The organism is Comamonas sp. JNW, from assembly GCF_003105075.1.
GTDB lineage: Bacteria > Pseudomonadota > Gammaproteobacteria > Burkholderiales > Burkholderiaceae_C > Comamonas > Comamonas squillarum.
Map to the genome: position 1 here is coordinate 108,494 of NZ_QETI01000004.1, position 22,773 is coordinate 131,266.

At 65.6% G+C, this 22,773-nt stretch carries 22 protein-coding genes; 10 read left to right on the forward strand and 12 right to left on the reverse strand.

Annotated elements, in window-relative coordinates; translation table 11 throughout:
- Positions 1–146 precede the first annotated feature (146 nt).
- From DCO45_RS07990 to DCO45_RS08000, 3 genes are all read right to left on the reverse strand, one after another.
- Positions 147–884, reverse strand: a complete 738-nt coding sequence (locus tag DCO45_RS07990) for a hypothetical protein (RefSeq protein WP_116925349.1) — start codon at positions 882–884, stop codon at positions 147–149.
- A gap of 146 nt (positions 885–1,030) precedes the next feature.
- The gene (locus DCO45_RS07995) at positions 1,031–1,690 is read right to left on the reverse strand and encodes a glutathione S-transferase family protein (protein WP_347707642.1); all 660 of its coding nucleotides are present in this window, start codon (positions 1,688–1,690) and stop codon (positions 1,031–1,033) included.
- 15 nt (positions 1,691–1,705) lie between these two features.
- Positions 1,706–2,944, reverse strand: a complete 1,239-nt coding sequence (locus DCO45_RS08000; protein WP_116925351.1) for a CaiB/BaiF CoA-transferase family protein — start codon at positions 2,942–2,944, stop codon at positions 1,706–1,708.
- A gap of 175 nt (positions 2,945–3,119) precedes the next feature.
- Here DCO45_RS08000 and DCO45_RS08005 point away from each other — a divergent pair, with 175 nt between their 5' ends.
- From DCO45_RS08005 to DCO45_RS08035, 7 genes are all read left to right on the forward strand, one after another.
- Positions 3,120–4,088, forward strand: a complete 969-nt coding sequence (locus tag DCO45_RS08005; protein ID WP_116925352.1) for a tripartite tricarboxylate transporter substrate binding protein — start codon at positions 3,120–3,122, stop codon at positions 4,086–4,088.
- Between the two features lie 5 nt (positions 4,089–4,093).
- On the forward strand, positions 4,094–5,161 hold the full coding sequence (locus DCO45_RS08010) for an enolase C-terminal domain-like protein (protein ID WP_165841154.1): 1,068 nt from the start codon (positions 4,094–4,096) through the stop codon (positions 5,159–5,161).
- Positions 5,162–5,240: 79 nt separating this feature from the next.
- On the forward strand, positions 5,241–6,266 hold the full coding sequence (locus DCO45_RS08015; protein WP_116925354.1) for a tripartite tricarboxylate transporter substrate binding protein: 1,026 nt from the start codon (positions 5,241–5,243) through the stop codon (positions 6,264–6,266).
- A 4-nt stretch (positions 6,267–6,270) separates the two neighbouring features.
- Positions 6,271–7,125: an alpha/beta hydrolase gene (locus DCO45_RS08020; protein WP_207788058.1), complete on the forward strand. Its 855-nt coding sequence runs from the start codon at positions 6,271–6,273 to the stop codon at positions 7,123–7,125.
- Between the two features lie 33 nt (positions 7,126–7,158).
- The gene (locus DCO45_RS08025) at positions 7,159–8,127 is read left to right on the forward strand and encodes a LysR substrate-binding domain-containing protein (RefSeq protein ID WP_116925355.1); all 969 of its coding nucleotides are present in this window, start codon (positions 7,159–7,161) and stop codon (positions 8,125–8,127) included.
- A gap of 76 nt (positions 8,128–8,203) precedes the next feature.
- Positions 8,204–8,779, forward strand: a complete 576-nt coding sequence (locus tag DCO45_RS08030) for a carboxymuconolactone decarboxylase family protein (protein WP_116925356.1) — start codon at positions 8,204–8,206, stop codon at positions 8,777–8,779.
- On the forward strand, positions 8,776–9,591 hold the full coding sequence (locus DCO45_RS08035; protein WP_116925357.1) for an amidohydrolase family protein: 816 nt from the start codon (positions 8,776–8,778) through the stop codon (positions 9,589–9,591). Before DCO45_RS08030 ends, DCO45_RS08035 begins: the two co-directional genes overlap by 4 nt.
- 33 nt (positions 9,592–9,624) lie before the next feature.
- Here DCO45_RS08035 and DCO45_RS08040 read toward each other — a convergent pair whose 3' ends face one another.
- The gene (locus DCO45_RS08040; RefSeq protein ID WP_116925358.1) at positions 9,625–10,410 is read right to left on the reverse strand and encodes an enoyl-CoA hydratase/isomerase family protein; all 786 of its coding nucleotides are present in this window, start codon (positions 10,408–10,410) and stop codon (positions 9,625–9,627) included.
- A 236-nt stretch (positions 10,411–10,646) separates the two neighbouring features.
- On the opposite strand from DCO45_RS08040, the gene DCO45_RS08045 reads away from it, so the two are divergent.
- Positions 10,647–11,639: a tripartite tricarboxylate transporter substrate binding protein gene (locus tag DCO45_RS08045; protein ID WP_116925359.1), complete on the forward strand. Its 993-nt coding sequence runs from the start codon at positions 10,647–10,649 to the stop codon at positions 11,637–11,639.
- A gap of 141 nt (positions 11,640–11,780) precedes the next feature.
- On the opposite strand, the gene DCO45_RS08050 is transcribed toward DCO45_RS08045, so the two are convergent.
- The 4 genes from DCO45_RS08050 to DCO45_RS08065 all read right to left on the reverse strand — a co-directional run bounded on the left by DCO45_RS08050 (position 11,781) and on the right by DCO45_RS08065 (position 17,232).
- Positions 11,781–13,502, reverse strand: coding sequence for an FAD-dependent oxidoreductase (locus DCO45_RS08050; protein WP_116925360.1), 1,722 nt, complete (start codon positions 13,500–13,502; stop codon positions 11,781–11,783).
- 42 nt (positions 13,503–13,544) lie between these two features.
- Positions 13,545–15,032, reverse strand: a complete 1,488-nt coding sequence (locus DCO45_RS08055) for a polyamine aminopropyltransferase (RefSeq protein ID WP_116925517.1) — start codon at positions 15,030–15,032, stop codon at positions 13,545–13,547.
- Between the two features lie 353 nt (positions 15,033–15,385).
- On the reverse strand, positions 15,386–15,604 hold the full coding sequence (locus tag DCO45_RS08060; protein WP_021027983.1) for a DUF350 domain-containing protein: 219 nt from the start codon (positions 15,602–15,604) through the stop codon (positions 15,386–15,388).
- A 68-nt stretch (positions 15,605–15,672) separates the two neighbouring features.
- Positions 15,673–17,232 (reverse strand): DUF4178 domain-containing protein, encoded by a 1,560-nt coding sequence (locus DCO45_RS08065; protein ID WP_116925361.1) that lies wholly within the window; start codon positions 17,230–17,232, stop codon positions 15,673–15,675.
- Positions 17,233–17,584: 352 nt separating this feature from the next.
- On the opposite strand from DCO45_RS08065, the gene DCO45_RS08070 reads away from it, so the two are divergent.
- Positions 17,585–17,833: a DUF2061 domain-containing protein gene (locus DCO45_RS08070; RefSeq protein ID WP_116925362.1), complete on the forward strand. Its 249-nt coding sequence runs from the start codon at positions 17,585–17,587 to the stop codon at positions 17,831–17,833.
- A 71-nt stretch (positions 17,834–17,904) separates the two neighbouring features.
- Positions 17,905–18,204, forward strand: a complete 300-nt coding sequence (locus tag DCO45_RS08075) for a hypothetical protein (RefSeq protein ID WP_116925363.1) — start codon at positions 17,905–17,907, stop codon at positions 18,202–18,204.
- Here DCO45_RS08075 and DCO45_RS08080 read toward each other — a convergent pair whose 3' ends face one another.
- From DCO45_RS08080 to DCO45_RS08095, 4 genes are all read right to left on the reverse strand, one after another.
- Positions 18,205–18,993 (reverse strand): peptidoglycan DD-metalloendopeptidase family protein, encoded by a 789-nt coding sequence (locus DCO45_RS08080; protein ID WP_116925364.1) that lies wholly within the window; start codon positions 18,991–18,993, stop codon positions 18,205–18,207.
- Positions 18,990–19,625, reverse strand: coding sequence for an FMN-binding negative transcriptional regulator (locus DCO45_RS08085; RefSeq protein ID WP_116925365.1), 636 nt, complete (start codon positions 19,623–19,625; stop codon positions 18,990–18,992). Before DCO45_RS08085 ends, DCO45_RS08080 begins: the two co-directional genes overlap by 4 nt.
- 12 nt (positions 19,626–19,637) lie before the next feature.
- A complete protein-coding gene (locus DCO45_RS08090) occupies positions 19,638–21,074 on the reverse strand; it encodes an amidase (protein ID WP_116925366.1) in 1,437 nt (478 codons plus the stop codon).
- 89 nt (positions 21,075–21,163) lie between these two features.
- Positions 21,164–22,726, reverse strand: coding sequence for an ABC transporter substrate-binding protein (locus DCO45_RS08095; protein WP_116925367.1), 1,563 nt, complete (start codon positions 22,724–22,726; stop codon positions 21,164–21,166).
- Positions 22,727–22,773: the final 47 nt, after the last annotated feature.

Here is a 22,773-nt window from a genome sequence, read left to right on the forward strand (position 1 = left end):
TGTGGCTTTGGCGGGGGTGGGGTTGCGAAAGGGTGGGGGGTGTGCGCCAAGATCAGAAGGAGCCGGCAGTGAAGGGATGGTTCACAGAGGGGCATGCACGCGTGGTCTGGGTGTTCCCCTGAGTCCTACCGCAAGGCTTGGCAGCACTAAAACCTGGTGGCAAGTTGCGATTGGTAGAAATCGTGGAAGACGTCTACCGGTGCGGAAGTGGCCAGTGGTAGTAGCGGAAAGCATTGTGCGGGATTGTCTGCGCTGGCTTGACTGTCGACCCGCTGAAGGAACGCTGCCGCAGCGCTCTTTCGGACGCCGCCGTGGCGGTTCAAAAACTGGCCCCACAGTGGCATGTTGCGAAATCGGTTGCTGGCCACCATTGCGTGCGCGGTGTAAGGCGGAGGAAACAGCCGCTTGTAGGTTGGCAAGTGGTAGAGCCAGGAGACACCCGCTATCTGCCTGGCTGATGGTTGCTCGGCGCGAACATGGGCCACGAGTGCAGCGAGCTCCGATAAGCGCAACCCCATGCGTTCGTCGCTCAAGGGTCCCTGCAAACTGTGGTCGTCGTTGTGGAAGTGAAGCCTGATCTGACCCGGCTCCCCCAAAGCATACGAAAAACAGCCGAATGTTGCGATCACCGAGTCGGGACGGTCAAGGTGCGGACGCTGGGTGTAGACATGGTAGGTCCATGCACCAAGGTCCGGATGGTCTTTCAGCCCCGCAATGTAGGCCATCCATCTGGGGTGGTGGGGGTCGAAATCTCGACCGCCCACTAGTCGGACGTAGAAATTCGTGTAGTCGAGCAGGGCCGTCTCCAGCTTCAGGTTCGCCAGTACCGCGATCTTTCTGGCGAAGTAGATCTGGAGATCAAAAAATTCCTTGGCGTAAGCCATCGCCGTAGCACTCCATGAGATTGCCGTTACGTTCGGATTTTGGGGCCTTGAACCGGGAATCGAGCCAGCCGTATCGATGAACCGTTTGCTAGGCCCTTCGTCCTGGCGATGATTCAGACAAATGGAGTCCCACACACTGCGTGCGATCAGCCGTCCACCGGCTCGGTAGCCGCCACGGATGGGCGCTGTTGCATCTTCGCAAACCATGCCGCCAGCTGCGGTGCCTGTTCGCGCCATCCCAGCGTGTCGAAACGGTAATCGATGTAGCCCAGCGCGCAGACGAGGGTCAGATGGCCGATGCCAAAGGCGCGCGCCTCCAGCGCCGGGACCTCGCCCTCCAGCAGATCCAGGCTGGCGCGGGTCTTGTGCTCGAACGCGGCCAATAGGGCCGCCAGCGGCACGGCGCGCTCGCGCTCGTTGCGCCACAGAATCAGCGCATCGAGCAGGCCGTCACCCAGCGCATGCCAGCGCAGCGCCGCCCAGCGGGCGTCGCCTTCCCGAGGGAACAGCGAGCCGCTGGCCAGATCGTCCAGGTATTCGCAGATGACGACCGAGTCAAACAGCGTCCGGCCGTCGTCCAGGATCAGTGTCGGGATCTTGGACAGCGGATTGTCCTGCATCAGGGCTGCATTGGGCTTGAGCATCGCGGCCACGGAGCGGACCAGCTGGAGCTGCTGCGTCAGCTGCAGCTCATGGGCGCAGATCATGACTTTTCGGACATACGGCGATTTGGGGGACCAGTGCAGTTGCATAGAAAACCTGGAAGTGAAGACAGAAGAGCGCACCGGCGCTGGCGCGCATGGCATTGGCCGGTTCAGAGGCTACACCACACCACTGGCCAGCAGCTGGTCGATGCGCTCGGCCGAATAGCCCAGCTCCTCCAGCACCTGGCGCGAATGCTGCCCCAGCAGCGGTGGGGCCATTTGCTCCTGCAATGGTGTCTCGGAGAAGCGCATCGGGCTTACCACCTGCGGCACCTGCACGCCGCTGGGATGCGGCACATAGTGGAGCATGCCGCGGGCTTTGACCTGCGGGTCTTCGAACACGTCGGGCACCGAGTTGATGGCGCCGCAGGGCACGCCCGCGCCGTCGAGCGCCGCTATCAGCTCGGCGCGCGGGCGCTGGGCCAATTCATGGCGCAGCATCGCCGACAGGGCGGTGATGTTGCGCACGCGCTGTGCGTTGGTGGCAAAGCGTTCGTCCTGGGCCCACTCGGCGTGGCCCAGCACATCGCACAACTTGGCAAACTGCCCGTCGTTGCCGACCACCAGGATGGCATCGCCATCAGCGCAGGCGTAGACATCCTGCGGCTGTATATTGGGATGCGCATTGCCGTTGCGCTGAGGCGTCTTGCCTGACACCAGGTAGTTCATGGCCTGGTTGGCCAGCATCGCCACCTGTACATCGAGCATGGCGATGTCGATCGATTCGCCAACGCCGCTTTCATCGCGACGCGCCACGGCCGCGAGCACTGCCACTGCGGTATACATGCCGGTCATCAGGTCGACGATGGGCACACCGACCTTCTGCGGGCCGCCGCCCGGTTGGCCGTCGCGCTCCCCGGTAACGCTCATCAGGCCACCCATGGCCTGGATCAGGAAGTCATAGGCGGGCTGGTCGCGGCGCGGACCGGTCTGTCCAAATCCAGTGACCGAGCAATAGATGAGCCGTGGATTGATCTTGCGCAGGCTGGCTTCGTCCAGGCCATAGCGCGCGAGCGTGCCGGCCTTGTAGTTCTCCAGCACGATGTCCGACTGCAGGGCCAGGTCGCGCACGATCTGTTGTCCTTCTGCGGTGTCCAGGCTCACGGTGATTGAGCGCTTGCCGCGGTTCACCGCCAGGTAGTAGCCGGCCTCCTTGGTGTCCTTGCCCTCGGCATCCTTGAGAAAGGGTGGGCCCCAGGAGCGCGTGTCGTCGCCGGCGCCCGGGCGCTCCACCTTGGTGACCGTAGCTCCCAGATCGGCCAGGATCTGCCCAGCCCAGGGCGCCGCAAGAATACGGCTCAGGTCGAGCACCCGCAGGTGCGACAACGGGCCAGAAGCCACTTTGGCATTGGTCATCAGAAAGACTCCAGTCAGCTATGCAATGCCTGGACTTTAGGGCGGCATTGGCAGTGCGCCTAGCCGGTGCGCGCGCAAGGCTGAGATGCTTCAAGGCACATAGCAGGCTTGCGATGCAAGGGTCTTACTTGGGCGCAAGGCTCTGCATAGACTGGTGCAAAAGGAGACAACGACCATGCATAGACGTACTTTTGCCAGCCTCTTGGCGGCTATCGGCCCCTTGCTCGCAAGCGGCCACGCGTGGGCCGACAACTGGCCCACCAAGCCGCTCAAGCTCATCGTTCCCTATGCGGCTGGCGGCCCGACCGACGCCATCGCGCGCATGATCGGAACCAAGATGGCAGCTTCCCTGGGGCAGCCGGTGGTAGTTGATAACCGGGCGGGCGCGGGCGGCACCATTGGCGTCGATGCCACCGCCAAGTCGCCAGCGGACGGCCACCAATTTGCGCTGGTCGCGCCGGGCCCGCTGGCCGGCATGCCCAACCTGACGAAAGTACCTTACTCGCTCGACGACCTGGAGTTTCTCACGCTGGCGGCGCGCATACCCAGCGTGATCGTGGTGAACCGCAAGTCCGGTATCACCTCGCTGGAGCAGTTGATTGCCAAGGCCAAGGCCGCGCCCAATACCCTGAACTACAGCTCCGCAGGTGCGGGCACCACGCCGCATATCGGCTTTGAGCTGTTCAAGCAGGAGACGGGCGCAGCCATCGTGCATGTGCCCTACAAGGGCGCGGCGCCTGCCATCAGCGCGGTACTGTCGGGCGAGGTGCAGATGACCATGGTGGATCTGCTGCCTATCTTGCCTTTTGCCGCCAATGGTAACCTGGTGGTGCTGGCGGTCGCGGGCAAGACGCGCGCACCGCAGCTGCCCGATGTTCCCACCACGGTGGAGCTGGGGCTGCCGAATGTGCTGATGGAGACCACCTATGGTCTGATTGCGCCCAAGGGCCTTCCTGCCGGCGTGCAGACCAAGCTGCGCGAAGCAGCCGTAGCGGCCATCAACTCGCCGGAGATGAAGGAGCGGTTTCTCAAGCAAGGCGCGATCGCTGCCACCTCGACGCCAGCGGAGTACCGCAGCCTGATGCAGGCCGAGTCTGATAAATGGCGCGGTGTGATCACCAGTGCGAAGATCACGCTGGACTGAACGCGATGAAGATTACCCACGCTTTGGTCAAGCCCTGCATCCAGGGGCTGGCTGATCCGCAATGGAAGTTTGCACGCGCGCAGGTGCCGCGCCTTGAAGGGGCGGTGCTGCAGCTGCAGGACGAGGACGGTCACATCGGCCTTGGCTATGTGCATGCGATACCCGCGATCTCCACACATGGCGCCGGCGCGCTGGCGGTGTTGGAGTTCCTCGCGCCACGGCTGATCGGTCGGCGTGCCGACGACATCGCCTCCATCATGGAAGAGGTGGATGCCACACTGGCCTTCAACCCCACCGTGAAGGCCGGCATCGATATGGCCCTGCATGACCTGCTGGCACGCCGCCTGGGCGTGCCGGTGCATGTGCTGCTGGGTGGCAAGATGCGCGATGGCGTCGCGCTGTCGCGCATTCTACCGATCAAGTCGCCTGACGAAATGGCGGCCATCGCGGCAAGGCTGGCGGGCGAAGGCTATGCCCAGCTCAAGCTCAAGCTGGCGGGCGATACGGTGACCGACATCCAGCGCATTGCCGCCGTGCGCTCGGCAGTAGGGCCCCATGTGGTGCTGACGCTCGACCCCAACCAGTCGTACCACGCCAAGCAGCTGATCAGCGCGTTCTCCAAAATGGAGCGTTATGACATCGCGCTGATCGAGCAGCCCGTGCCTGCGGCCGATATCGCCGGGTTGGCCCTGCTGACGCGGACGCTGCCGGTGGCCATCGAGGCTGACGAGAGCGCGCAGAGCGTGCGCGATGTGTTCAGGCTGGTATCCGAACGCGTGGTAGATGTGATCAACCTCAAGGTCACCAACCTTGGCGGGCTGCGCCACTTCCTCGAAGCCGTGCGTATCTGCGAGGGCGGCCAGGTGGCCTGCCGCATCGGTGCGGCGTTCGGGCCGGCGCTGATGCAGGCCATGGCACTGCAGGCGGCATGCATTCCAAAGGCGCTGCCCTATGCCTGCGAGCTGTCGGAGCATCTGCATCTGCAAGACGACCCGTTCACGCCGCTGCCAGTGCAAGACGGCATCCTGACACTGCCCAAGGGGCAGGGCTGCGGCGTGGGCTGGCGTAGCTGAGACTGCGCGAAAGACCACCCCAGACGGTAGAACCCAGATTGCCCGGTGGCAGGGTTTCAATAACGAGGAGACAGCCGGCATGACATTTCCGCAAAACTTGGCTGCGCCTGCGAGCGCTGCCGCAAGCATAGGCCGACGCCCGTTGCTGCTGGCGCTGGCGGCAGCAGCGCTGTACGCCGCTGTGCCGTCCCTGGCAAGGGCTGAAGGCTTTCCCGACAAGCCACTGCGGCTGGTGGTGCCCTTCCCCGCCGGTGGCGCCGCTGACATGATGGCGCGCGGCATGGCGCAGCGCTTGGGATCCGAGCTGGGACAGCAGGTGGTCGTTGAAAACCGTGGAGGCGCTGGCGGCGTGACTGCTGCGGAGCTGGTAGCTCGTGCGCCTGCCGATGGCTATACGCTGTTTTTTGCCACCATGGGCACACAGGCCATCAACCCGGCGCTGTATGCCAAGCTGCGCTATGACCCGGTCAAGGACTTCGCGCCGGTGGCGTTGACGCACACCACCCCGCGGGTGCTGGTGGTGGGCGCGGCGGTGCCGGCGCGCACGGTCAAGGAGCTGATTGCGCTGGCAAAAAGCAAGCCTGGCGTGCTGACCTACGGCTCGGCAGGCAACGGCAGCTCCAGCCATCTGTCGGGTGCGCTGTTCGATGACCTTGCTGGGGTGAAGATGGTGCATGTGCCGTACAAGGGCAGTGCGCCGCTGCTCACCGATGTGCTGGCTGGCCGGGTCGACATGACCTTTGACTCCTACACCGTTTACGAAGAGCAGATCCGCAGCGGACGGGCCCGCGCGCTGGCCGTGACATCACGTACCCGGCTCAGTTCGCTGCCGGACATTCCCACGCTGGCCGAGTCGGGGCTGGCCGGTTACGACGTCTCGAACTGGCTGGGCGTCATGGCGCCAGCCGGCACACCCAAAGGCGTGATCGACAGACTGAATGCCGCGTTGGTGCGTGCCATGGCCACGCCCGAGCTGCGCAAACAGCTCACCCAACTGGGTATTGAGCCGACCTCCAGCAGCCCCGAAGAGTTTGCCCAGCTGGTGCGCAGCGAGATTCCCAAGTGGCGCAGCATTGTCAAGCAGTCCGGCGCAACGGTGGATTGATGCCATGAACGCGACGATTCCCCCAGCGGTGCTGCACTGCCGTGAGATGGTCTGCACCAGTGCCGGCGAGATCGATGTCGTGATCGACGCACCCAAGAACGGCGCGGGCCCGGCCATCGTGCTGCTACCGTCGTCGCAGCGCGATTCGCTGGATTTCGACCCCCTGGCGCGGCAGCTGGCGTTGCTCGGTCACCGCGTGCTGCGGCCCCAGCCACGCGGCATGGGGCGCACCACGCTGCCCGTCAGGCAGCTCACACTTCACGCGCTAGCGCAGGACGTGATCGACACCGTAGAGGCGCTGGGCGGCGGCAGCGCAGTGCTGGTCGGCCATGCGTTTGGCCATTTCATCGCGCGCGTGGCCGATATGGACCACCCGCAATGCGTGCGCGGCGTGGTCGTAGCAGGGGCCGCAGCGCGGGTGTTTCCGGCAGGCATGGCGGAATCGCTGGACATCGCCTCCGACCCCAGCCAGCCCGATGCCCTGCGCATCGCCCATCTGCAGCGCGCCTTCTTCGCCGCGGGCAACGACCCCAGGGCCTGGCTCGAAGGCTGGCATCCCGAGTTGCGTGCGGTCTACCGCGTGGCGGGCACGGTGCCGGCCAAGGACCGCTGGTGGACGGTGGCCAATGCGCCGCTGCTGGACCTGCAAGGCGCACAGGACCCCTGGCGCCCGCCGGAAAGCCGCTCGGAGCTGCAGAACCTGCTGGGCGCGCAGCGGGTGACGGTGCAGGTGATCGACCAGGCCAGCCATGCGCTGGTGGTGGAGCAACCCGTCGCGGTGGCTGGCGCAATCGCGCGCTGGATGGCCCTGCTGCCGGAGGGGGGCGGACGCGGCGCAGGCGCAGCACATGGGGTTTAATCAGCCATTGTCCTGATGCCTCTTTCCGATTCCATGTGCAGCGCTAAAGCCACCACACTCCAGCTCGACATCGCCTCCAACCTGCAAAAATGGCGCACGTTTTTGGCCATTGCCGAGCTTGGCAGCTTGACGCGGGCCGCGCTTTTTCTCGACAGCAATCAATCCCTGCTGAGCCGCCAACTGAATGCGCTGGAGCGCGACTGCGGCGCGCGGCTGTTCAACCGCACCGGGCGCGGCGTGACACTGTCCGATGTGGGCGAGCGCATCTTTCCCCATGTGAAGAACCTGCTGGCGGATGCCGAGCAGCTCGAAGTCGAGATCCGGGGCGAGGCGCGCGAGCCCGCCGGGCGTGTCACCGTGGGCTCCCTGCCCTCCATCTCCGGACCTATCGTCGGGCGGCTGTTCCAGCAGATCAGGGCGCAGTTTCCTGGCATCCACCTGAAGATCCTCGAAGGCTCGAGCGGCCAGGTCGAGGAATGGCTGGCCGATGCGCGCGTGGACATCGCCATTCTCTATCGATACAGCCATGCGGTGCCCGAGCAGGAGCAGGCGCTGGCCAGCGTGGAGAGCTTTCTGATCGGTCCGGCAGGCGATGCGCTGACTTCGGCACCAGAGGTGAACTTTTCTGCGCTGCACGATCTGCCCTTCATCTTGCCCGGTGCTCCCAATGGCCTGCGTACGACCTTGGATGCGCTGGCGCGCCAGGAGCACATGAATCTGGTCCCTGTCATCGAAGCCGATTCGCTGCCGCTGATGCGCTCTCTGGTCGCCCAGGAGGGGCTCTACACCGTGCTACCGATCCATGCCGTCTGGAGCGAGGTGCAAGACGGCAGCCTCAGCGCCGCGCGCATCGTCAATCCTCCCCTGCAGCGCATCGTCTCCATGGTCTTTGCCCGCAACAAGGGCCCGGGCCGCGCGGCGTCAGCCGTGGCGCGGCAGATCGCGCAGATCGTCGATGAACAGGCGCACGCCGGCATGTGGCGATCCACGCTGCAGGCATAACAGCTTTGCCGGCTGCAGGGGGGTGAGACGGCCGGGATGCATGGTGAAATCCATGACCTGCATACGAAGGAGACCCATGCCCCGCATTTCCCTACCCGCCCCAGAGAGCATGTCACCCGCTCAGCGCCAGGTCTACGACAAGGTCGTGTCCGGCCCGCGCGGCAAGATCGAGGGCCCGCTGCGCGCGGCGCTGCACAACGCCGAGTTGGCCGACTGCTGGCAAGCCCTCGGTGCGCTGCTGCGCTACCGCACCAGCCTGACGCAGCGGCAGTCGGAGATCGCCATCTTGGTGACGGGTCGCGCCTGCCAGTCTCCCTTCGAGTGGTATGCGCACCGGCGCGAATCGGAGAAGATCGGCATCGAGGCCGATATCCTCGAAGCCTTGCTGGCCCAGACGCCGCCGCCCTTTCGCGCGCCGGAGGAGCAGCTGGTGTACCAGTTCGCGCTGGAGCTCAACCAGCAGCGCTCGGTTTCGGATGCCACCTACGCGGCGACGCTGGAGGTGTTTGGCGAGCGCGCTGTGGTGGAGCTGACGGCGCTGGTCGGCTACTACACCATGGTGGCGATGACGCTCAATGCCCACGAGATTCCGTTGCCCGAAGGCCAGCAGCCGGCATTCCCCTTGCCCCAACACCAAGGAAATAGGCCATGAGCGATGCGATCACCCGGGGCTGGGACTGCCACGCCCACTTGTTCGGCCCCTACGCGCGCTATCCGCTGAACGAGGACCGCAGCTATACGCCACCCGAAGCCCTGCAGGCCGACTATCTGGCGCTGCTGGGGCGCCTGGACCTGACCCACGGCGTGCTCGTGCAGCCCAGCGCCTATGGGGAAGACCACCGCTTGCTGCTGGACACGCTCGCCGCCTTGCCGCAGCTGCGCGGCGTTGCCGTGCTGCGCCCCCATGCCGCGGAGCGCCTGCGCGGGCTGCGCGCGCGTGGCGTGCGTGCGGCGCGCTTCAGCCAACGCAGCGCCAGCGGCAACTTCGCCGGTAGTGCGTCGTTGCAGGATCTGGAAGACATGGCTGCTACCTTGGCCAGCGAAGGACTGCATGCCGAGCTGTGGACCGACTGCCAAGTGCTGCCCGATATCGCGCCCCGCCTGCGCCAGCTGCCGGTGCCGGTGGTCATCGATCACATGGGCGGTTTCGATGCCACCGCGGGCGTGGATGCGCCCGGCTTTCGCCAACTGCTGTCTTTGCTGGAGGAGGGCACGGTGTGGGTCAAGTTGTGCGCCTACCGCAACGTCTTAGGCGATGCCGACCTGGAGCGTGCCCGGCCGTTTCACGACCTGCTGCTGGAGGCCAACCCCGAGCAGCTGGTATGGGGCAGCGATTGGCCGCACCTGCGTGTGACGCCTGAGCCCGATGCCGGGCAGCTGCTGGAAACCTTCAAGCAATGGTCCGGGAGCGACACAGCGGTGCGCCAGGTGCTCCAGGACAACCCGACGCGACTCTACGACTGACGAGGTGGGGCGCGCCATGCGCTCCGCCTGCGCTCAACGCCCGGTGAAAACCGGGGCGCGCTTTTCCTTGAACGCGAGCTGCGCTTCCTTGGCATCGTCGGTCTTGGCAATCTGCGCTGTCATGTCCTGTTCATAGCGGTAGCCATCGCGCAGGCTCATGTCCTCGACCACATTCATGGTGTGCTTGCCCATGCGTGTCGACACCGGGCTTTTGGAGGCGACGACGGCCGCCAGCTTCATCGCGGTGGGCATCAGCTCTTCGGGAGTGGTGCAGGCCAGAACGATGCCAAGGCGGTACAGCTCGGCGCCGGGCATACGGTAGCCCGTGAGCATCATGTGGCGCAGCTGGGTATGGTTGAACAGCCGCATCGCATGGCGGCTGCCGCCGAGCAAACCCACATCCACCTCGGGCAGGCCCAGCGATGCCTTGTCCGAGCACAGCAGCAGGTCGGACGATGCAGCCATCGCCAGGCCTGAGCCAAGCGCCACGCCATTGATCGCACAGATCACCGGCTTGGCGCATTCGCGGATCGCATGGAAGCATTCGCGCGTGCGCCGCGAGTGCGCCAGCAGGTCCCCGGGGCCTTTGATGACATCTGCCCGGCCCTTGAGATCCGCGCCGGCGCAGAACACTTTGCCAGCCCCCGTGAGCACCACGACGCGGACCTCGTCCATTTCCGAGACCCGATCCAACGCCCAGGTCAGCTCGTCATTGAGCGTGCGCGTCAGGGCGTTCACCGGGGGGCTGTCGAGCGTCATCACGGCAATATGGTCGCTGACCTCCACGCTCAACTGCGTCAATTCTTTCCAGTCGCTCATGTCTCTTCTCTTGGTGATGGCAAAGGATCAGTCTATCCAATGCCCCCCTGTGCCAGCCAGCTCTGCAGCATCACTTCTGCTATGCGCATTGGAGCGATGCAGGCACCGCCGCTATGTCTCGGGATGCATGCCAGCCTTGCCGCAGCTTGGCTGGTATTGGGCTGTGCTGTGCCTACACTCGGAGCAGTGCTGGTCCGCCGTGGCAATACAGCGCATAAGAAATGGAGAGACATCAAATGCAATGCAAGAAATTCATCGCCGGATTCGCTTTGGCCGCTTTGGCCGCTGTGGCAGTGACTGGAGTGCAGGCGGATGAGGGCCCGGGTGGCTACCCGAATAAGCCCATCCGCCTCGTTGTGCCTTTCCTGGCAGGCGGCGCCACCGACCAGATGGCGCGCGGTATGGCGCAGAAGCTGGCAGAGGCGCTGGGGCAGCCGGTGATCGTGGATAACAAGGCTGGCGCAGGCGGGAGTATCGGTGCCGAGGCTGTTGCCAATGCCCCCAAGGATGGCTACACGCTGCTGTACTCGACGATGGGGGTGTTGACCATCAATCCCAGCCTCTATCCCAACCTCAAATACGATCCGGCCACCAGCTTTGCGCCGGTGGGCCTGACGCATGTCACTGCCAACCTGCTGGTGGTGAATCCGCAGGTGCCCGCAAAATCGGTGGCCGAGCTGGTGGCGCTGGCGCGCAAGAAGCCGGGTGGGCTGAGTTTCAGCTCTGCGGGCAACGGCACCAGCAGCCACCTGTCGGGCGAGCTGTTCAAATCGATCGCCGGGGTGGACATGCAGCATGTTCCCTACAAGGGCAGCTCAGCCGGGCTTCCCGACCTGATTGCTGGGCGCATCGACATGACTTTCGATACCGCGTCGCTCTTTGGCGAGTACACCAGGAGCGGCAAGCTGCGCCCGCTGGCGGTGACGTCACGTGAGCGCATGCCGGCCATGCCGGAGGTGCCGCCCATGGCTGAGACTGCAGGCTTCAAGGACTATGACGTCTCGCTGTGGCTGGGCGTTTTGGCGCCGGCCGGGACCTCTCCGGAGATCGTGTCCTACCTCAACCGTCAGTTGGTGAAGGTGATGCGCGAGCCGTCGATGGAAAATTCACTCAAACCCTACGGCATCCAGCCGCTGTACAGCAGCCCGCAGGAGTTTGCCAAGACCATCGCCCAAGACCGCAAGAAATGGGAGGCGGTGGTCAAGTCGGCAAAAGTCCAGGCAGATTGATCGGGACGCCTCGCGTCCGGTAGAGGAACCCCTGCTTTTTTTGTGAGCAAAGGAGCTTACCAGCGCCTGCTGCATCTCAGTCATGCGCTTCACTTGCCGGCGTGAGGCATGGCTCCCAATGTGCATGCGCAGCTGCCTCCATCACCCCCGTACCGCTGCCGTCCCCGCATACAACCCCCGCGTAAACGCCTCCTCAAACACCGAATACCCCGACCAGTCGCTGTGCGCAAAATGCAGGCGGCCGGTGCTCGGGGTGGGCAGGGCTTGGAGGCGTTCGCCGTTGATCCGCGCTGGGCGCTTGGCGCTGGTGGCGGGCTGGCCGATGCGGCTCAGCACGGTTTGGGTGCCGGGGCGGGGAATGGCCATCGCGTGGCCGTAGCGCATGACCTCGACATGGGTGGTTTTTTCGTAGATGTCGGCGTGCGCGCGGGCAAGCGTCGCCAGGGTTTGGTCGCGGGCGGCTTCCCAAGTTTGGGCCAGCAGTTGCTGGCGGGCGCTGCGGGCGCTGGCGCCAGGCGCGTTGCCGCCCAAGGCGCGGTAGCAGGTCAGCACCGTGGGCAGCTGCTGCATGGCATTGAGGCGCTGGTGACCTGCGTTGACGTAGCCCAGGCCGCCGTGGGCCACATCGTCGTACAGCACATTGTCCCAGGCCAGTTCGGCGCCGGGGCGGTCGCGCAGTGGGGCGCGGATATGCACATTGGTCACCTGCCAGGGTGCCCAATCCAATGCCTGCACGGCGGCGCGCAGAAAGTCGGGTGGGTCCTGCACCACATGGGCCGCGATAAAGGTCGGCAGCGCCACGATACAGTGCGCAGCCTGCCAGCGCTCCATGCTTTGGCTCGCGTGGTTGAAGCTGTTGATCTCCACGCCCTGGCGCGTCTCGGCGATCCGCATCACCGTGTGGCCGCTGTGCAGCCAGCCGGCGGCCTGCACCGGGGCGCTCAGCTGCTCGCTGAGCCAGCCATTGCCCTGCGGCCAGGTCAGCACGCTGTCGTGCGCGTCGTCTGGCATGCCCGGGGCCTGAAAGCCGTGGCGGCTGGCAAAGTAGTGCAGGCCCGCCCAGGCCGATACCTGGACGCAGCCGGCGCCAAAGTCGTCCTGGCAGGCATAGTCCAGATACCAGCGCAGGAGCGGGTCGTCCAGCTGGTGCTGGGCCAGCCAGGTGTCAAAAGGGATCGCATCCAGCGCCTGGTGGGCGGGGGCCAGGCCGCCTTGGGCCTGCCAGCTGCGCATCACCGGCATGCTGAAGGGCTGCGCGCGCATGGCGCTGTCCACCAGCTGGGCAAAGCGCTGGTACTGGGCGATGGTGCTGGCGGCCACGTCCTGCGTGGGCAGCAGGCCTTCCTGCCATTCGCCATGGATAAAAAGGCGCTCCTGCGGGCTAAAGCACAGGTACTCGTCCTTGTACTGCCAGCGGCCAGCTACGCGCTGGCGCACACCCAGTTCTTCCAGCAGATCCTGCACCTCGGGCGCGCTGTCGCCAGGTACCGGCACGTAGTGGGCGCCCAAGGGGCAGCGCAGGCCCTGCACCGTGCCGCCACGGCTGTTGCCGCCGGCCTGGTCTTCCAGCTCCAGCAGGGCCACATCGCTGGCGCCTGCCAGCCGCAAGGCGCGGGCGGCCGATAGCGCGGCAATGCCGCCGCCGGCAATCAGCACCTGCACGCGGTGAGTACGGCTGGGCGCGGGCAGCGGCAGGCCTTGTGCCAGGCGGTCGCGCATCGCATGGCCGCGCTCCCAGGCCTGGCCCACAAAGCCGCCTTGGATATGGGCTGTGCTGGTGCTGGGTGGCGCGGGCTTGCAGCCGGCCAGCGCGCTGCTGCCAGCCAGCGCCGCGGCGCCTTTCAGGACGGAGCGGCGCTGCATCACTGGGCGGTCCGCAGTGGGCAAGGGTGGCAGGCCATCATGTCAGTGCGCCACCTTGCCCCATTCGCGCTCATAGGTGTGCACCAGCACCTGGTTGGACAGGCGGTTCACCTCGGTCGGCACCCGCGCCATGTCGGGCGGAAAGTCAAACAACAGCGGCAGGCTGGGCAGGCTCAAAAAGCGCATGCCTTCGGGCAAGGTGGTCGGCAGGCTCCAGGGGCGGCGGCTGGCAATCACAAAGCCCCATTCGCCAAAGCTGGGCACATGGGCGTGGTAGGGCGTGGCCTGCATGCCCACCGATTCGACGGTGGTCACCACGGTCCAGAAACTCTCGCGCGCAATCAGCGGCGAGGTGGTCTGGATCACCGCAAAACCGCTGGCCGCCAAATGCTGGCTCAGCATTGCGTAGAAGCTGTTGGTGAACAGCTTGCCCACTGCAAAATTGGTCGGGTCGGGGAAGTCCACGATGATCACATCGAACACCTCGTCGGCCTTCTGCAGCCACTGGAAGGCATCGGCATTGATGATGCGCACCTTGGGGTCGTTCAAGGCATTGCTGTTGAGCGCCTGCATGCTCGGCACGTTCTGGAACAGGTCGGTCATCTGCGGGTCCAGCTCGACCAGGGTCACCGATTCGACCGAGGGGTACTTGAGCACTTCGCGCACGGCCATGCCGTCGCCACCGCCAAACACCGCCACCTTGCGCGGCGCGCCAAAGCGGCTCATCACCGGGTGCACCAGGGCCTCGTGGTAGCGGTATTCATCGCTCTGGGCAAACTGCAGGTTGCCGTTCAGGTACAGGCGCGCGCCGCGCTTGCCCTGGGTCACCACAATGCGCTGGTAGGGTGTGGTGCGCGCCAGCACAATGGGCTCCTGGTAGAAGTGGTCCTCGGTCAGCGACGTCAGCCGCTCGGCGCCCACCAGGCCGCCCAGCAAGGCGGCAATCACCAGGCCGCAGGCCAGCACATGGCTGCCAAAGCGGCGCAGCTCTTCCTTGAAGAGAAAAAGCGCCCACACCGCCACCAAGGCGTTCAGCAGGCCAAACACCAGCCCGGTGCGGATAAGGCCCAGGTGCGGCACCAGCAGCAGCGGGAAGGCCAGCGACACCGCCAGCGCGCCCAGGTAGTCAAAGGTCAGCACTTTCGATACCAGATCGCGCAGCACCACATTGCGCTTGAGGATGCGCATGACCAGCGGTATCTCCAGCCCCACCAGGGTGCCCACCACCAGCACCGTGCCATACAGCATCCAGTGGAAGGCGCTGGGCACATAGGCGTTGATGATGGACAGCACGGCAGGCAAGGCCCCGCCCACCAGCGCCACCATCAGCTCGATGCGCAGAAAATGCGCCGGCAGCTCGCGCACCAGGTAGCGCGACAGCCAGGAGCCGATGCCCATCGCAAACAGATAGGTGCCGATGATGGTGGAGAACTGCAGCACCGAATCACCCAGCAGGTAGGACGCGAGCGCCGCTGCGGCCAGCTCGTACAAGAGGCCACAGGCCGCCACCACAAAGACGCTGAACAGCATCGCCACTTCCAGCGGGCTGGCGCGCCGCACGCCGCTTTCCGGCAGGGCGGCGTGGCCAAACTCCAGCGCGTGATCGCTGCCTAAAGCGCCATCGGGGCGCGGGCTGGGCGATGCTGGGGGGGAAGCGTTGGCAGAGGGGTTGTCAGGGCTGGAGGTCGACACGGGCGAACAGTGCAGGGACGGTGCCAGGCGCGCGGGCACCAGCAGCGTGGGCTAACAGGAAAAAAGGGCCAATCGCCCGCGCAGATGCCAGGCGCTGCAGCAGCGGCCATCCGTGGCCAACAGCGATCATCAACGGGCGACGGCGGTAGTGGCCATGCCAGCCGCAGCAGCTGGCGTGGCACGAACAGGCGCTAGCCGATGGCCGCTGCCACGATGATGCTGATGCCCAGGCTCATCGCCGCCACCACCACGCCCAGCGCGAGGTTCTGCTTTTCCACAATCTCGGCCCACATGTCCACGGGGGTGATCTTGTCGATGATCAGAAAGCACAGCCAGAAGACCACCACGCCCACCATGGCGAACAGGATGGAGCCAAAAAACGCCGCAGGGCGGAACCATTCCAAATCCATCACAACTCTCTCCTTCGTCAAATGCGCGCCCGGGTTGGGCTCTGCGCAGTGCTGTTGCCAGCCATTGTTTATTTGTGGCTGCCGCCGGAGCTGTAGCCACCCCAGGAACCGCTCGATGACCGGCCGCTGCCCGTGCTGGTGCTGCACTTGCTCACATAGGTCGGGTCGGCGGCCAGTTTGCGCCGCTCCAGCGCAGTATCGCAGCCCTTGGGCCACAACCAGATCAGCAAAAAGAACAGCAGGAACAGCCCAATGATGATGGGCATGCAGCCCAGCTTGGGCACCGTAAAGCTGCTGGTCTCGGGCTTGAACAGCGCCAGCTGGTCGCTCATGCCAAAGGCGGCTGCGACCGACTCGGGCGTCATCTTGCGGCCCAGCGACCAGCTCAGCTCGCGCGCGCTTTGCTCCAGGTTCAGCAGCTGCGCGCCATCCTTGCCACGGGCAAAGTCCACATTGTCGGTCTTGTCGCCCCGGGCCACCGGCCAGTAGAACTCGCCCAGCACATAGGTGGTCTCGGCGCGGTAGCGCGATTGCAGCTGGTAGGTCTGCTGCTTCCAGGTCGCCGTGCTGCGCCCTGCGCGGTAGTCGGGCGCGCCGGTCAGCGTCTTGACCAGGCTCCAGCCTTCGCTGCTGTTGACCAGAAACTGGAAGCCCTGCTGGCTGTGGTAGAGCAGGTACTCATCCCAGCCAAAGTACTCGTCGTCATCGGGTTCGATCCCCATGCGGTGCTGAAAGCCCACCAACTGCCATTTGCTGCCGGCCAGCGTCGCTATCTTGCCCAGCGGCACCAGGGGCTTGACCGGGTCTTTCTGCATCGCCGCGCGCAGCTCGCCGCCAATGCCTTGCGAGACATCGATGAGCGAGCCGCAGCTCGGGCAGGTGAGGGCCTGGGTCGTGTCCAGCTTGATGTCGACACGCGCCGCGCAGCGCGGGCAGTTGAAGTGCCGGCCCTGGTCCTTTTTGGTGGACGTGGGCCGCAGCCCTGCAATCTTGAGCGAGCCCAGCAGCACCGGCGCGCCCAGGTAGACGGCAGGGGGCTGCTCGCTGTAGTCGATGGACAGCACCTTGTCGTCTTCGGTGCGCAGCTCCACCACGGTAAAGGGCTTGCCCAGCTCGGGCTGGTGCGGCATCTCGCCCTCGGCCGCCATCAGCTGGGCCAGCACCACGCTGGTCACGCTGTACTGCACGCCGCTGATCGCAATGCGCTGGCCCGGCTGCCAGCGGTCGGCGGGGGGCAGGTTCTTGGTGGGGGCCTGGCTCGCGCGGCTCAGCACAAACTGGCCGTTGTCCTCGCTGATGACGGCGGTCTCGCCGCTGTCGCCCAGTGCCAGCCATTCGTTCCAGCTGCCGGTCTCCCCCTTGTACTGCAGCCGGCCCACCAGGCGAAAGCCCTCCGGCTTGCCCTGGCTGCCCTTGGCAAACTGGCCGGTCTGGTTCAGCTTGAGCGGGCTGTAGTCGTTGAAGACCTCGGCCATCTTGCCGATGCGCTTCAAGATATCGCCATTGCGCACGATGGCGCTTTGGCAATACGGGCAGACGGCGAAGGCGGACTGGGCGCTGGCAAATTCCACAGGCGCACCGCAGCCCGGGCAGGGTGCCGTATAGCTGCGTTGCTGGTCCGTCGTCATAGGTCGTCTGGCTTGTTATGGAGGTGTTATTACGTCGCCCGGTCGGCAACCGCACCGCATCATAGCGCAGGCCTTGGCGCGCGGGCCGCCTGCCCGTGACGGCAGGCATTGCGCTGACCTATGCTGTTTTTAGCGAGGATTCATTGGCCTTTGCCATTGCTAATAAATATCATTTACAGCACTGTCATTGATTTAGGGCCGCTAACACGACCCAGCAAACCAAAGGTTTGCGGTTGAGACTAGGCGCCAAGCCGCAGACAGTACAGTAGTACGGCAAGGCTTGGCGCGGCCGGCCAGGCAACGACGTATCAAGGGTTGTGTTAGTGGCCCTCATTGCAAGAAAGAGCCCGCCATGTCCTCCCTCCGCCGCAGCCTGCAGAACAACCGCCAAACCCTCAAAAAGACCGCCAGCTACTACCTGATCCACATCACGGTGGCTGCGATGGTGGCCTATGCCGTCACCGGCAACCTGATTGCCTCGCTCACGTTGAGCTTGCTCGAGCCCACGGTGCAGGCCTTTGCCTTTTTCTTCCATGAAAAGGCCTGGCATCGCTGGAATGCGCGCTCGGCTGCCGTGCCTGCCGAAGCGCAAGCAGCCTGACGCACCACCTCCTGACAGGACCGACGGGATGTGAGACAGTAGCGCATTGCCGCTACCTACAGGATGCCTCCATGACCCCCTCCATCTTGCGCAAGTCTTTGCCCCTGGCCGCCTGGCCCGCCCTGTGCGTGGCCGTGCTGGCCTTGCAGGGCTGCGATGTGGTGGCGCCCATTGGCAGCAATGCGGTGCTGTCGGACCAGGTGATCGCCGAGAAAACCGCCAACTACTTCAGCAGCACCGAGGCCCATGTGCAGGTCTTTGGCTTTGACCGCCAGCGCGAATCGACGCGCTACCAGGCGAGCTTTCAGGGCAACAAGTACAACTGCTCGATCTATATGAACCAGGTGCGCTGCGACCCAGCCGCACAGTAATTAGCTGCGCAGCGCCTCATCATCGGCGCGCAGCAGCGGCGCCGGGTTGGGGAAGATGTCTTGCCAGACCGGCGCAAAGGCCTGCTCGCCGACACCGGGTGCGTCGCTGAAGTCGGGCAGGCGCAGCAGGCACAGCTGCAGGTGCAGATGGGGCAGCCACCAGCCGTTTTCAGCAAAGTCGCCCAGCTGGGCAAACTCGGTACCTGCGGCAATCTGATCGCCCGGCTGCCAGCGCCGGGCCGATGCATGGCTCAGATGTCCCCAGATGCTGAAAAACTGAGGGTGTGCAGGGCCCTGGTGGCGCAGCACCAGCATGCCGCCATAGTCCAGCCGGATATCACGCACCTCCGCAACCACCACCTCTGCGGCCAGCGGCAGCCGCAGCGCGGTGCCTGCGGGCGCAAACAGGTCCAGGCCCAGGTGGCAGTCGCGCATCGCGCCCGCCAGGCGGGTGGATGCGTAGTTGCTGCTTTGGTAGACGCAGCGCTGCTCCATCCAGTGGCCCACACCCATCTCAAACCCCTGGCGCTGCTGCAGGTCCTCATAGGCGCGGATGGCGCTCTCGCGGTCCATGCTGGCGCTGGCGGCGGCCACGGCCGAATCCGGGCTGCGGAAATCGATATGGCCCATGCGCGCCTGTGCCAGGCCGGGCAGCAGCCCACTCCAGCTGCCGCGCTGCTGCGCCACCCAGGCATGGAAGGCGGCGGCCTCCGGCACGGCGCTGAGGCCGCTGTGGTGGCGCGCAATGGCATCGGCGATGGGGTCGGTCTGTTTGTCTGGGGTGGTCATGGTTGTTGGAGTTGGCAGTGCTGCTCTATGGTATCGGCCAGCGCATGCTGGTTCTGCTCGCGCAGGCGCTCGACGGCGCCGCGCATGTCGGCCGGGCGTTCGTCCTGGCCGAGCTTGAACTTGGCTTCACAGCGCACCACCGGCATCTCATAGCCCACAATGCCGGGCAGGCGCCGCTCCATGCCGCCGGGGCCCAGCTCGCTGCTGTCCCAGGGGCAGCGGCGGCCACGCTCCATATGGCCTACCAGGTCCTGCAGGTGGGCGACGAGTTCATCTTCTTCCAGCATGCGCGGCGTGCCATGCAGGTGCACTACCTGAAAGCCCCAGGTCGGCGCGCTGTCGCGCTGCGGGTAGTTGGGGTACCAGGACGGCGAGATATAGCCGCCCGGGTCCATCAGGATGGCGATGCTCGGCAGCCCTTGGCGCAGAAAGCGCACATGGTCGCTGGCCGATGCCACGTGCGAGACCACGGTGCCCAGTGCGCCACGCGTGGTGTCGAGCCGGAACACCGGGTGGGACAGCGCCACGCCTTCGCTGTGCGGCGTGACCAGGGTGCCCAGCACCACGCGGTCGACCAGCTCCTTGATCTGAGCGGGCTGCTGGGGTTGGTAATAGGGTTTGGTGTAGAGCATAGGGATCTGGAATCAAGCGTGGACGGGGGGCAGGCGCGGGTCCCAGGGCAGGGCCTGCTCCAGCTGCGCGGCCAACTGCAGCAGCCGGCTTTCTGCGCCATAGGGCGCGATGAACTGCATGCCCATGGGCAGGCCGCTGGCGCTTTGCCACAGCGGCACGCTCATCGCGGGCACGCCGGCCGCATTGGCCGGGCGGGTGAACACGGTCGCATCCATGAACTCCTGCATGAAGTGCTGCGCATCGGGCTGGCGCACATCGAGCGCCTGCAGGCCCTGGGGCAGGGTCGGCATTACCGGGCAGAGCAGCAGGTCATAGCGGCCAAACATCTCGCCCATGCGCCGGGCGATGCTGTTGCAGGTATTGCGCGCGCCCAACAGCTCGACAGCGCCCAGACGCCGCCCTTGCTCGGCCAGGCCCAGGTTCACCGGTTCAAAGAACTCCGCCGTCGCTGGCCTGCCGGTGCTGCGCACCAGGTCATCCACTTCCAGCGCGGTGTAGGCGGCAATGATGCGGCTAAAAGCAGCGGCCAGATCACTGTGCGAAAAGTTCCAGTGCGCCTCTTCGGTCGCATGGCCCAGCTCCTGCAGCAGGCGGCGCGTGTCCTGCAGGCGCTGCAGGATGTCGCCATCCAGCGCCTGGGCCGGGTCCGCATCCTGCAGCACGCCAATGCGCAGCCGCCCGGGCGGGCGCAGCAGCGCCTGGCTAAAGGCTTCGGCCTTGGCGGGCGCGGCATAGAGCGAGCCGGGCTCCAGCGCATCAGTGAGGTCCAGCATCAGGGCCGAGTCGCGCACGCTGCGCGTGAGCACATGGTGGCTCACCAGACCGCCCCAGTTCTCGCTGGAGACGGGGCCGCAGGCCACGCGGCCGCGCGAGGGGCGCAGGCCAAACAGCCCCGTGCAGGCCGCCGGTATGCGGATCGAGCCCGCGCCGTCATTGCCATAGGCCAGCGGCACCATGCGGGCGGCCACCGCCGCAGCCGAGCCCCCCGAGGAGCCGCCCACATTGTGCGCAGCACTCCAGGGGTTCAGGGTGCGGCCATGCAGGCTGGGCGCGGTGGCCACATTGGCCGAGAACTCGGGCAGATTGGTCTTGCCGACGATCACCATGCCCGCCTGCTGGTAGCGGCGCACGAGGGTGTGGTCGGTGGTCGAGACATGGCCCAGCGCCGCGCGCGAGCCATAGGACATCGCCGCCCCGGCATAGCTGGGGCAGTCGTCCTTGAGCAGCACCGGCACGCCGCGCAGCGGCGCATTGGCGGGCAGCTGGCGCAGTTGCTCCTCGGCCTGCGCGCGCATCGTCAGGATCACGGCATTGAGCTGGGGGTTGCAGCGCTCGATGGCGTCAAAGGCATGGTCCACCGCCGCCTGGGGGGTGAGCGCACCAGCGCGGATGGCCTGGGCCAGTGCCATGGCGTCGGCCAGGCGGTAGTCGGTTGCAGAAAAAGACATACAGGGTGTGAAACGCAGAGAGCGGAATGCGGGGAAAGAGGCGGGCGCGTGGCAGAACCAGGCAGTTCTGGCCACGCGCAGAGGCGGCTTTAGGGCACGGCGCGGGTCACGCCCCAGAAGCGGTGCGTGCCGGCGGGCCAGCCCTTGTAGCCCTTGATGCTGGGCGCCATCGCGGTGACGACGGGCAGGTTGTACAGGCCGATGATCGGCACCTCCTTGGCCATCAGCGCATGGAGCTGGTTGAACAGGTCCTTGCGGCGGGCCGGGTCGCGCTCCATCGCCACCTGCTTGAGCAAGGCCGAGGCCTGCGCATCGTCCCACTGGCGGGTGGGTTCGGCCTTTTTGTCGCCGATCAGCGATTCATACATCAGCAAGGGATCGAGCCGCGCCGAGTAGGCAAAGATGGCCAGCTCGTACTGGCCCTTGCCGTACAGATCGAGCTGCGAGGCCCAGTCACGCACCTTGATGTCGATGTTGATGCCGGCCGAGCCCAGCAGCGCCTGCAAGATGGTGGCCAGCTGCACGCGCTCCTGGCGGTTGGCCACCAGCAGCGTGATGGGCTGGCCCTTGTAGCCCGCCTGCTTGGCCAGTGCGCTGGCGCCCACCGGGTCATAGCCGGGCCAGGCCTTGCTGCGCTGGTCGTAGTAGGGGCTGAGCGGCGATATCACCGAGGGGTTGGGCGTGAACAGGCCCTTGCCGGCGGCTTCGGCCACATCGGGCAGGCTCAGCGCCTTGGCAATCGCCTGGCGCATGCGCACATCCTTGAGCGCCGGCGCCTCGGTCTGCAGCTGCAGCACCACCCAGCTCGGGGTGGGTTGCACCTCCACCTGCACGCCCTTGTCCTTGAGCACCTTGATGGTGTCGGGGTCCACATCGTCGATGACATCGAGGTCGCGCGAGAGCACGCCGTTGGAGCGGGTGCTGGCATCGGGCACGGTGACAAAACGCAAGGTGGCAATGCTGGCCTGCTTGTTGCCGGCATAGCCATCGCGCGCGCCGGGCAGCGCGCTGTAGTCGGCAAAGCGCTTGAGCTCGGTGTAGCGGCCGGTCTGCTTCTCGGCAAAGCTGTAGGGGCCGGTGCCGATCACCTGGCTGACGCTGCCGTTGGCAGCTACCGAGTCAGGATGGATGATCCAGGGCGTGCACTGGATGGTGGCCAGGGTCATCAAGAAGTTGGGCGCAGGCGCCGAGAAGCTGAAGCGCACGGTCTGCGCGTCGACCGCCTTCACCTCCTGCAGCGCCGGCCCGATCTTGCCGTTGTAGCGGTTGATGCACTGGAAGTTGGTCTTGGGATCGAGGTAGCGCTTGAAGTTCCACACCACATCGGCGGCCGACAAGGTCTTGCCATTGTGAAAACGCACATTCGGGCGCAGCTTGAAGTCGTAGCTGGTGCTGTCGTCATTGGCCTTCCAGCTGCTGGCCAGCATGGGCTTGATGGTCAGGTCCTCGCCATAGGCCACCAGGCCCTCGACCACATGGGCCATCACCATGTCGGAGTTGGCGTCGCGGTTGACACCGGGGTTGACGCTGGCGATATCGGCATGCAGCGCCACGCGCAGCATATCGGGGGCGCCGGCGGCCTGGCTGTGGGCACTGAGCGCGCAGGCTGCGGCAAGCAGCGCGGGCGACCAAAGAGAGCGGCTGGTGGGCATGGTCTTCCTTGTGGTGGTGGGGACGGTGGCGTGGGGGCTTGGAACAG

What these genes read in the sequence shown, in the direction of transcription:
- DCO45_RS07990 (WP_116925349.1), bottom strand. Translation starts at nt 884, where the DNA reads ATGGCTTACGCCAAGGAATTTTTTGATCTCCAGATCTACTTCGCCAGA.
- DCO45_RS07995 (WP_347707642.1), bottom strand. Translation starts at nt 1,690, where the DNA reads ATGCCATGCGCGCCAGCGCCGGTGCGCTCTTCTGTCTTCACTTCCAGG.
- DCO45_RS08000 (WP_116925351.1), bottom strand. Translation starts at nt 2,944, where the DNA reads ATGACCAATGCCAAAGTGGCTTCTGGCCCGTTGTCGCACCTGCGGGTG.
- DCO45_RS08005 (WP_116925352.1), top strand. Translation starts at nt 3,120, where the DNA reads ATGCATAGACGTACTTTTGCCAGCCTCTTGGCGGCTATCGGCCCCTTG.
- DCO45_RS08010 (WP_165841154.1), top strand. Translation starts at nt 4,094, where the DNA reads ATGAAGATTACCCACGCTTTGGTCAAGCCCTGCATCCAGGGGCTGGCT.
- DCO45_RS08015 (WP_116925354.1), top strand. Translation starts at nt 5,241, where the DNA reads ATGACATTTCCGCAAAACTTGGCTGCGCCTGCGAGCGCTGCCGCAAGC.
- DCO45_RS08020 (WP_207788058.1), top strand. Translation starts at nt 6,271, where the DNA reads ATGAACGCGACGATTCCCCCAGCGGTGCTGCACTGCCGTGAGATGGTC.
- DCO45_RS08025 (WP_116925355.1), top strand. Translation starts at nt 7,159, where the DNA reads ATGTGCAGCGCTAAAGCCACCACACTCCAGCTCGACATCGCCTCCAAC.
- DCO45_RS08030 (WP_116925356.1), top strand. Translation starts at nt 8,204, where the DNA reads ATGCCCCGCATTTCCCTACCCGCCCCAGAGAGCATGTCACCCGCTCAG.
- DCO45_RS08035 (WP_116925357.1), top strand. Translation starts at nt 8,776, where the DNA reads ATGAGCGATGCGATCACCCGGGGCTGGGACTGCCACGCCCACTTGTTC.
- DCO45_RS08040 (WP_116925358.1), bottom strand. Translation starts at nt 10,410, where the DNA reads ATGAGCGACTGGAAAGAATTGACGCAGTTGAGCGTGGAGGTCAGCGAC.
- DCO45_RS08045 (WP_116925359.1), top strand. Translation starts at nt 10,647, where the DNA reads ATGCAATGCAAGAAATTCATCGCCGGATTCGCTTTGGCCGCTTTGGCC.
- DCO45_RS08050 (WP_116925360.1), bottom strand. Translation starts at nt 13,502, where the DNA reads ATGCAGCGCCGCTCCGTCCTGAAAGGCGCCGCGGCGCTGGCTGGCAGC.
- DCO45_RS08055 (WP_116925517.1), bottom strand. Translation starts at nt 15,032, where the DNA reads ATGCTGTTCAGCGTCTTTGTGGTGGCGGCCTGTGGCCTCTTGTACGAG.
- DCO45_RS08060 (WP_021027983.1), bottom strand. Translation starts at nt 15,604, where the DNA reads ATGGATTTGGAATGGTTCCGCCCTGCGGCGTTTTTTGGCTCCATCCTG.
- DCO45_RS08065 (WP_116925361.1), bottom strand. Translation starts at nt 17,232, where the DNA reads ATGACGACGGACCAGCAACGCAGCTATACGGCACCCTGCCCGGGCTGC.
- DCO45_RS08070 (WP_116925362.1), top strand. Translation starts at nt 17,585, where the DNA reads ATGTCCTCCCTCCGCCGCAGCCTGCAGAACAACCGCCAAACCCTCAAA.
- DCO45_RS08075 (WP_116925363.1), top strand. Translation starts at nt 17,905, where the DNA reads ATGACCCCCTCCATCTTGCGCAAGTCTTTGCCCCTGGCCGCCTGGCCC.
- DCO45_RS08080 (WP_116925364.1), bottom strand. Translation starts at nt 18,993, where the DNA reads ATGACCACCCCAGACAAACAGACCGACCCCATCGCCGATGCCATTGCG.
- DCO45_RS08085 (WP_116925365.1), bottom strand. Translation starts at nt 19,625, where the DNA reads ATGCTCTACACCAAACCCTATTACCAACCCCAGCAGCCCGCTCAGATC.
- DCO45_RS08090 (WP_116925366.1), bottom strand. Translation starts at nt 21,074, where the DNA reads ATGTCTTTTTCTGCAACCGACTACCGCCTGGCCGACGCCATGGCACTG.
- DCO45_RS08095 (WP_116925367.1), bottom strand. Translation starts at nt 22,726, where the DNA reads ATGCCCACCAGCCGCTCTCTTTGGTCGCCCGCGCTGCTTGCCGCAGCC.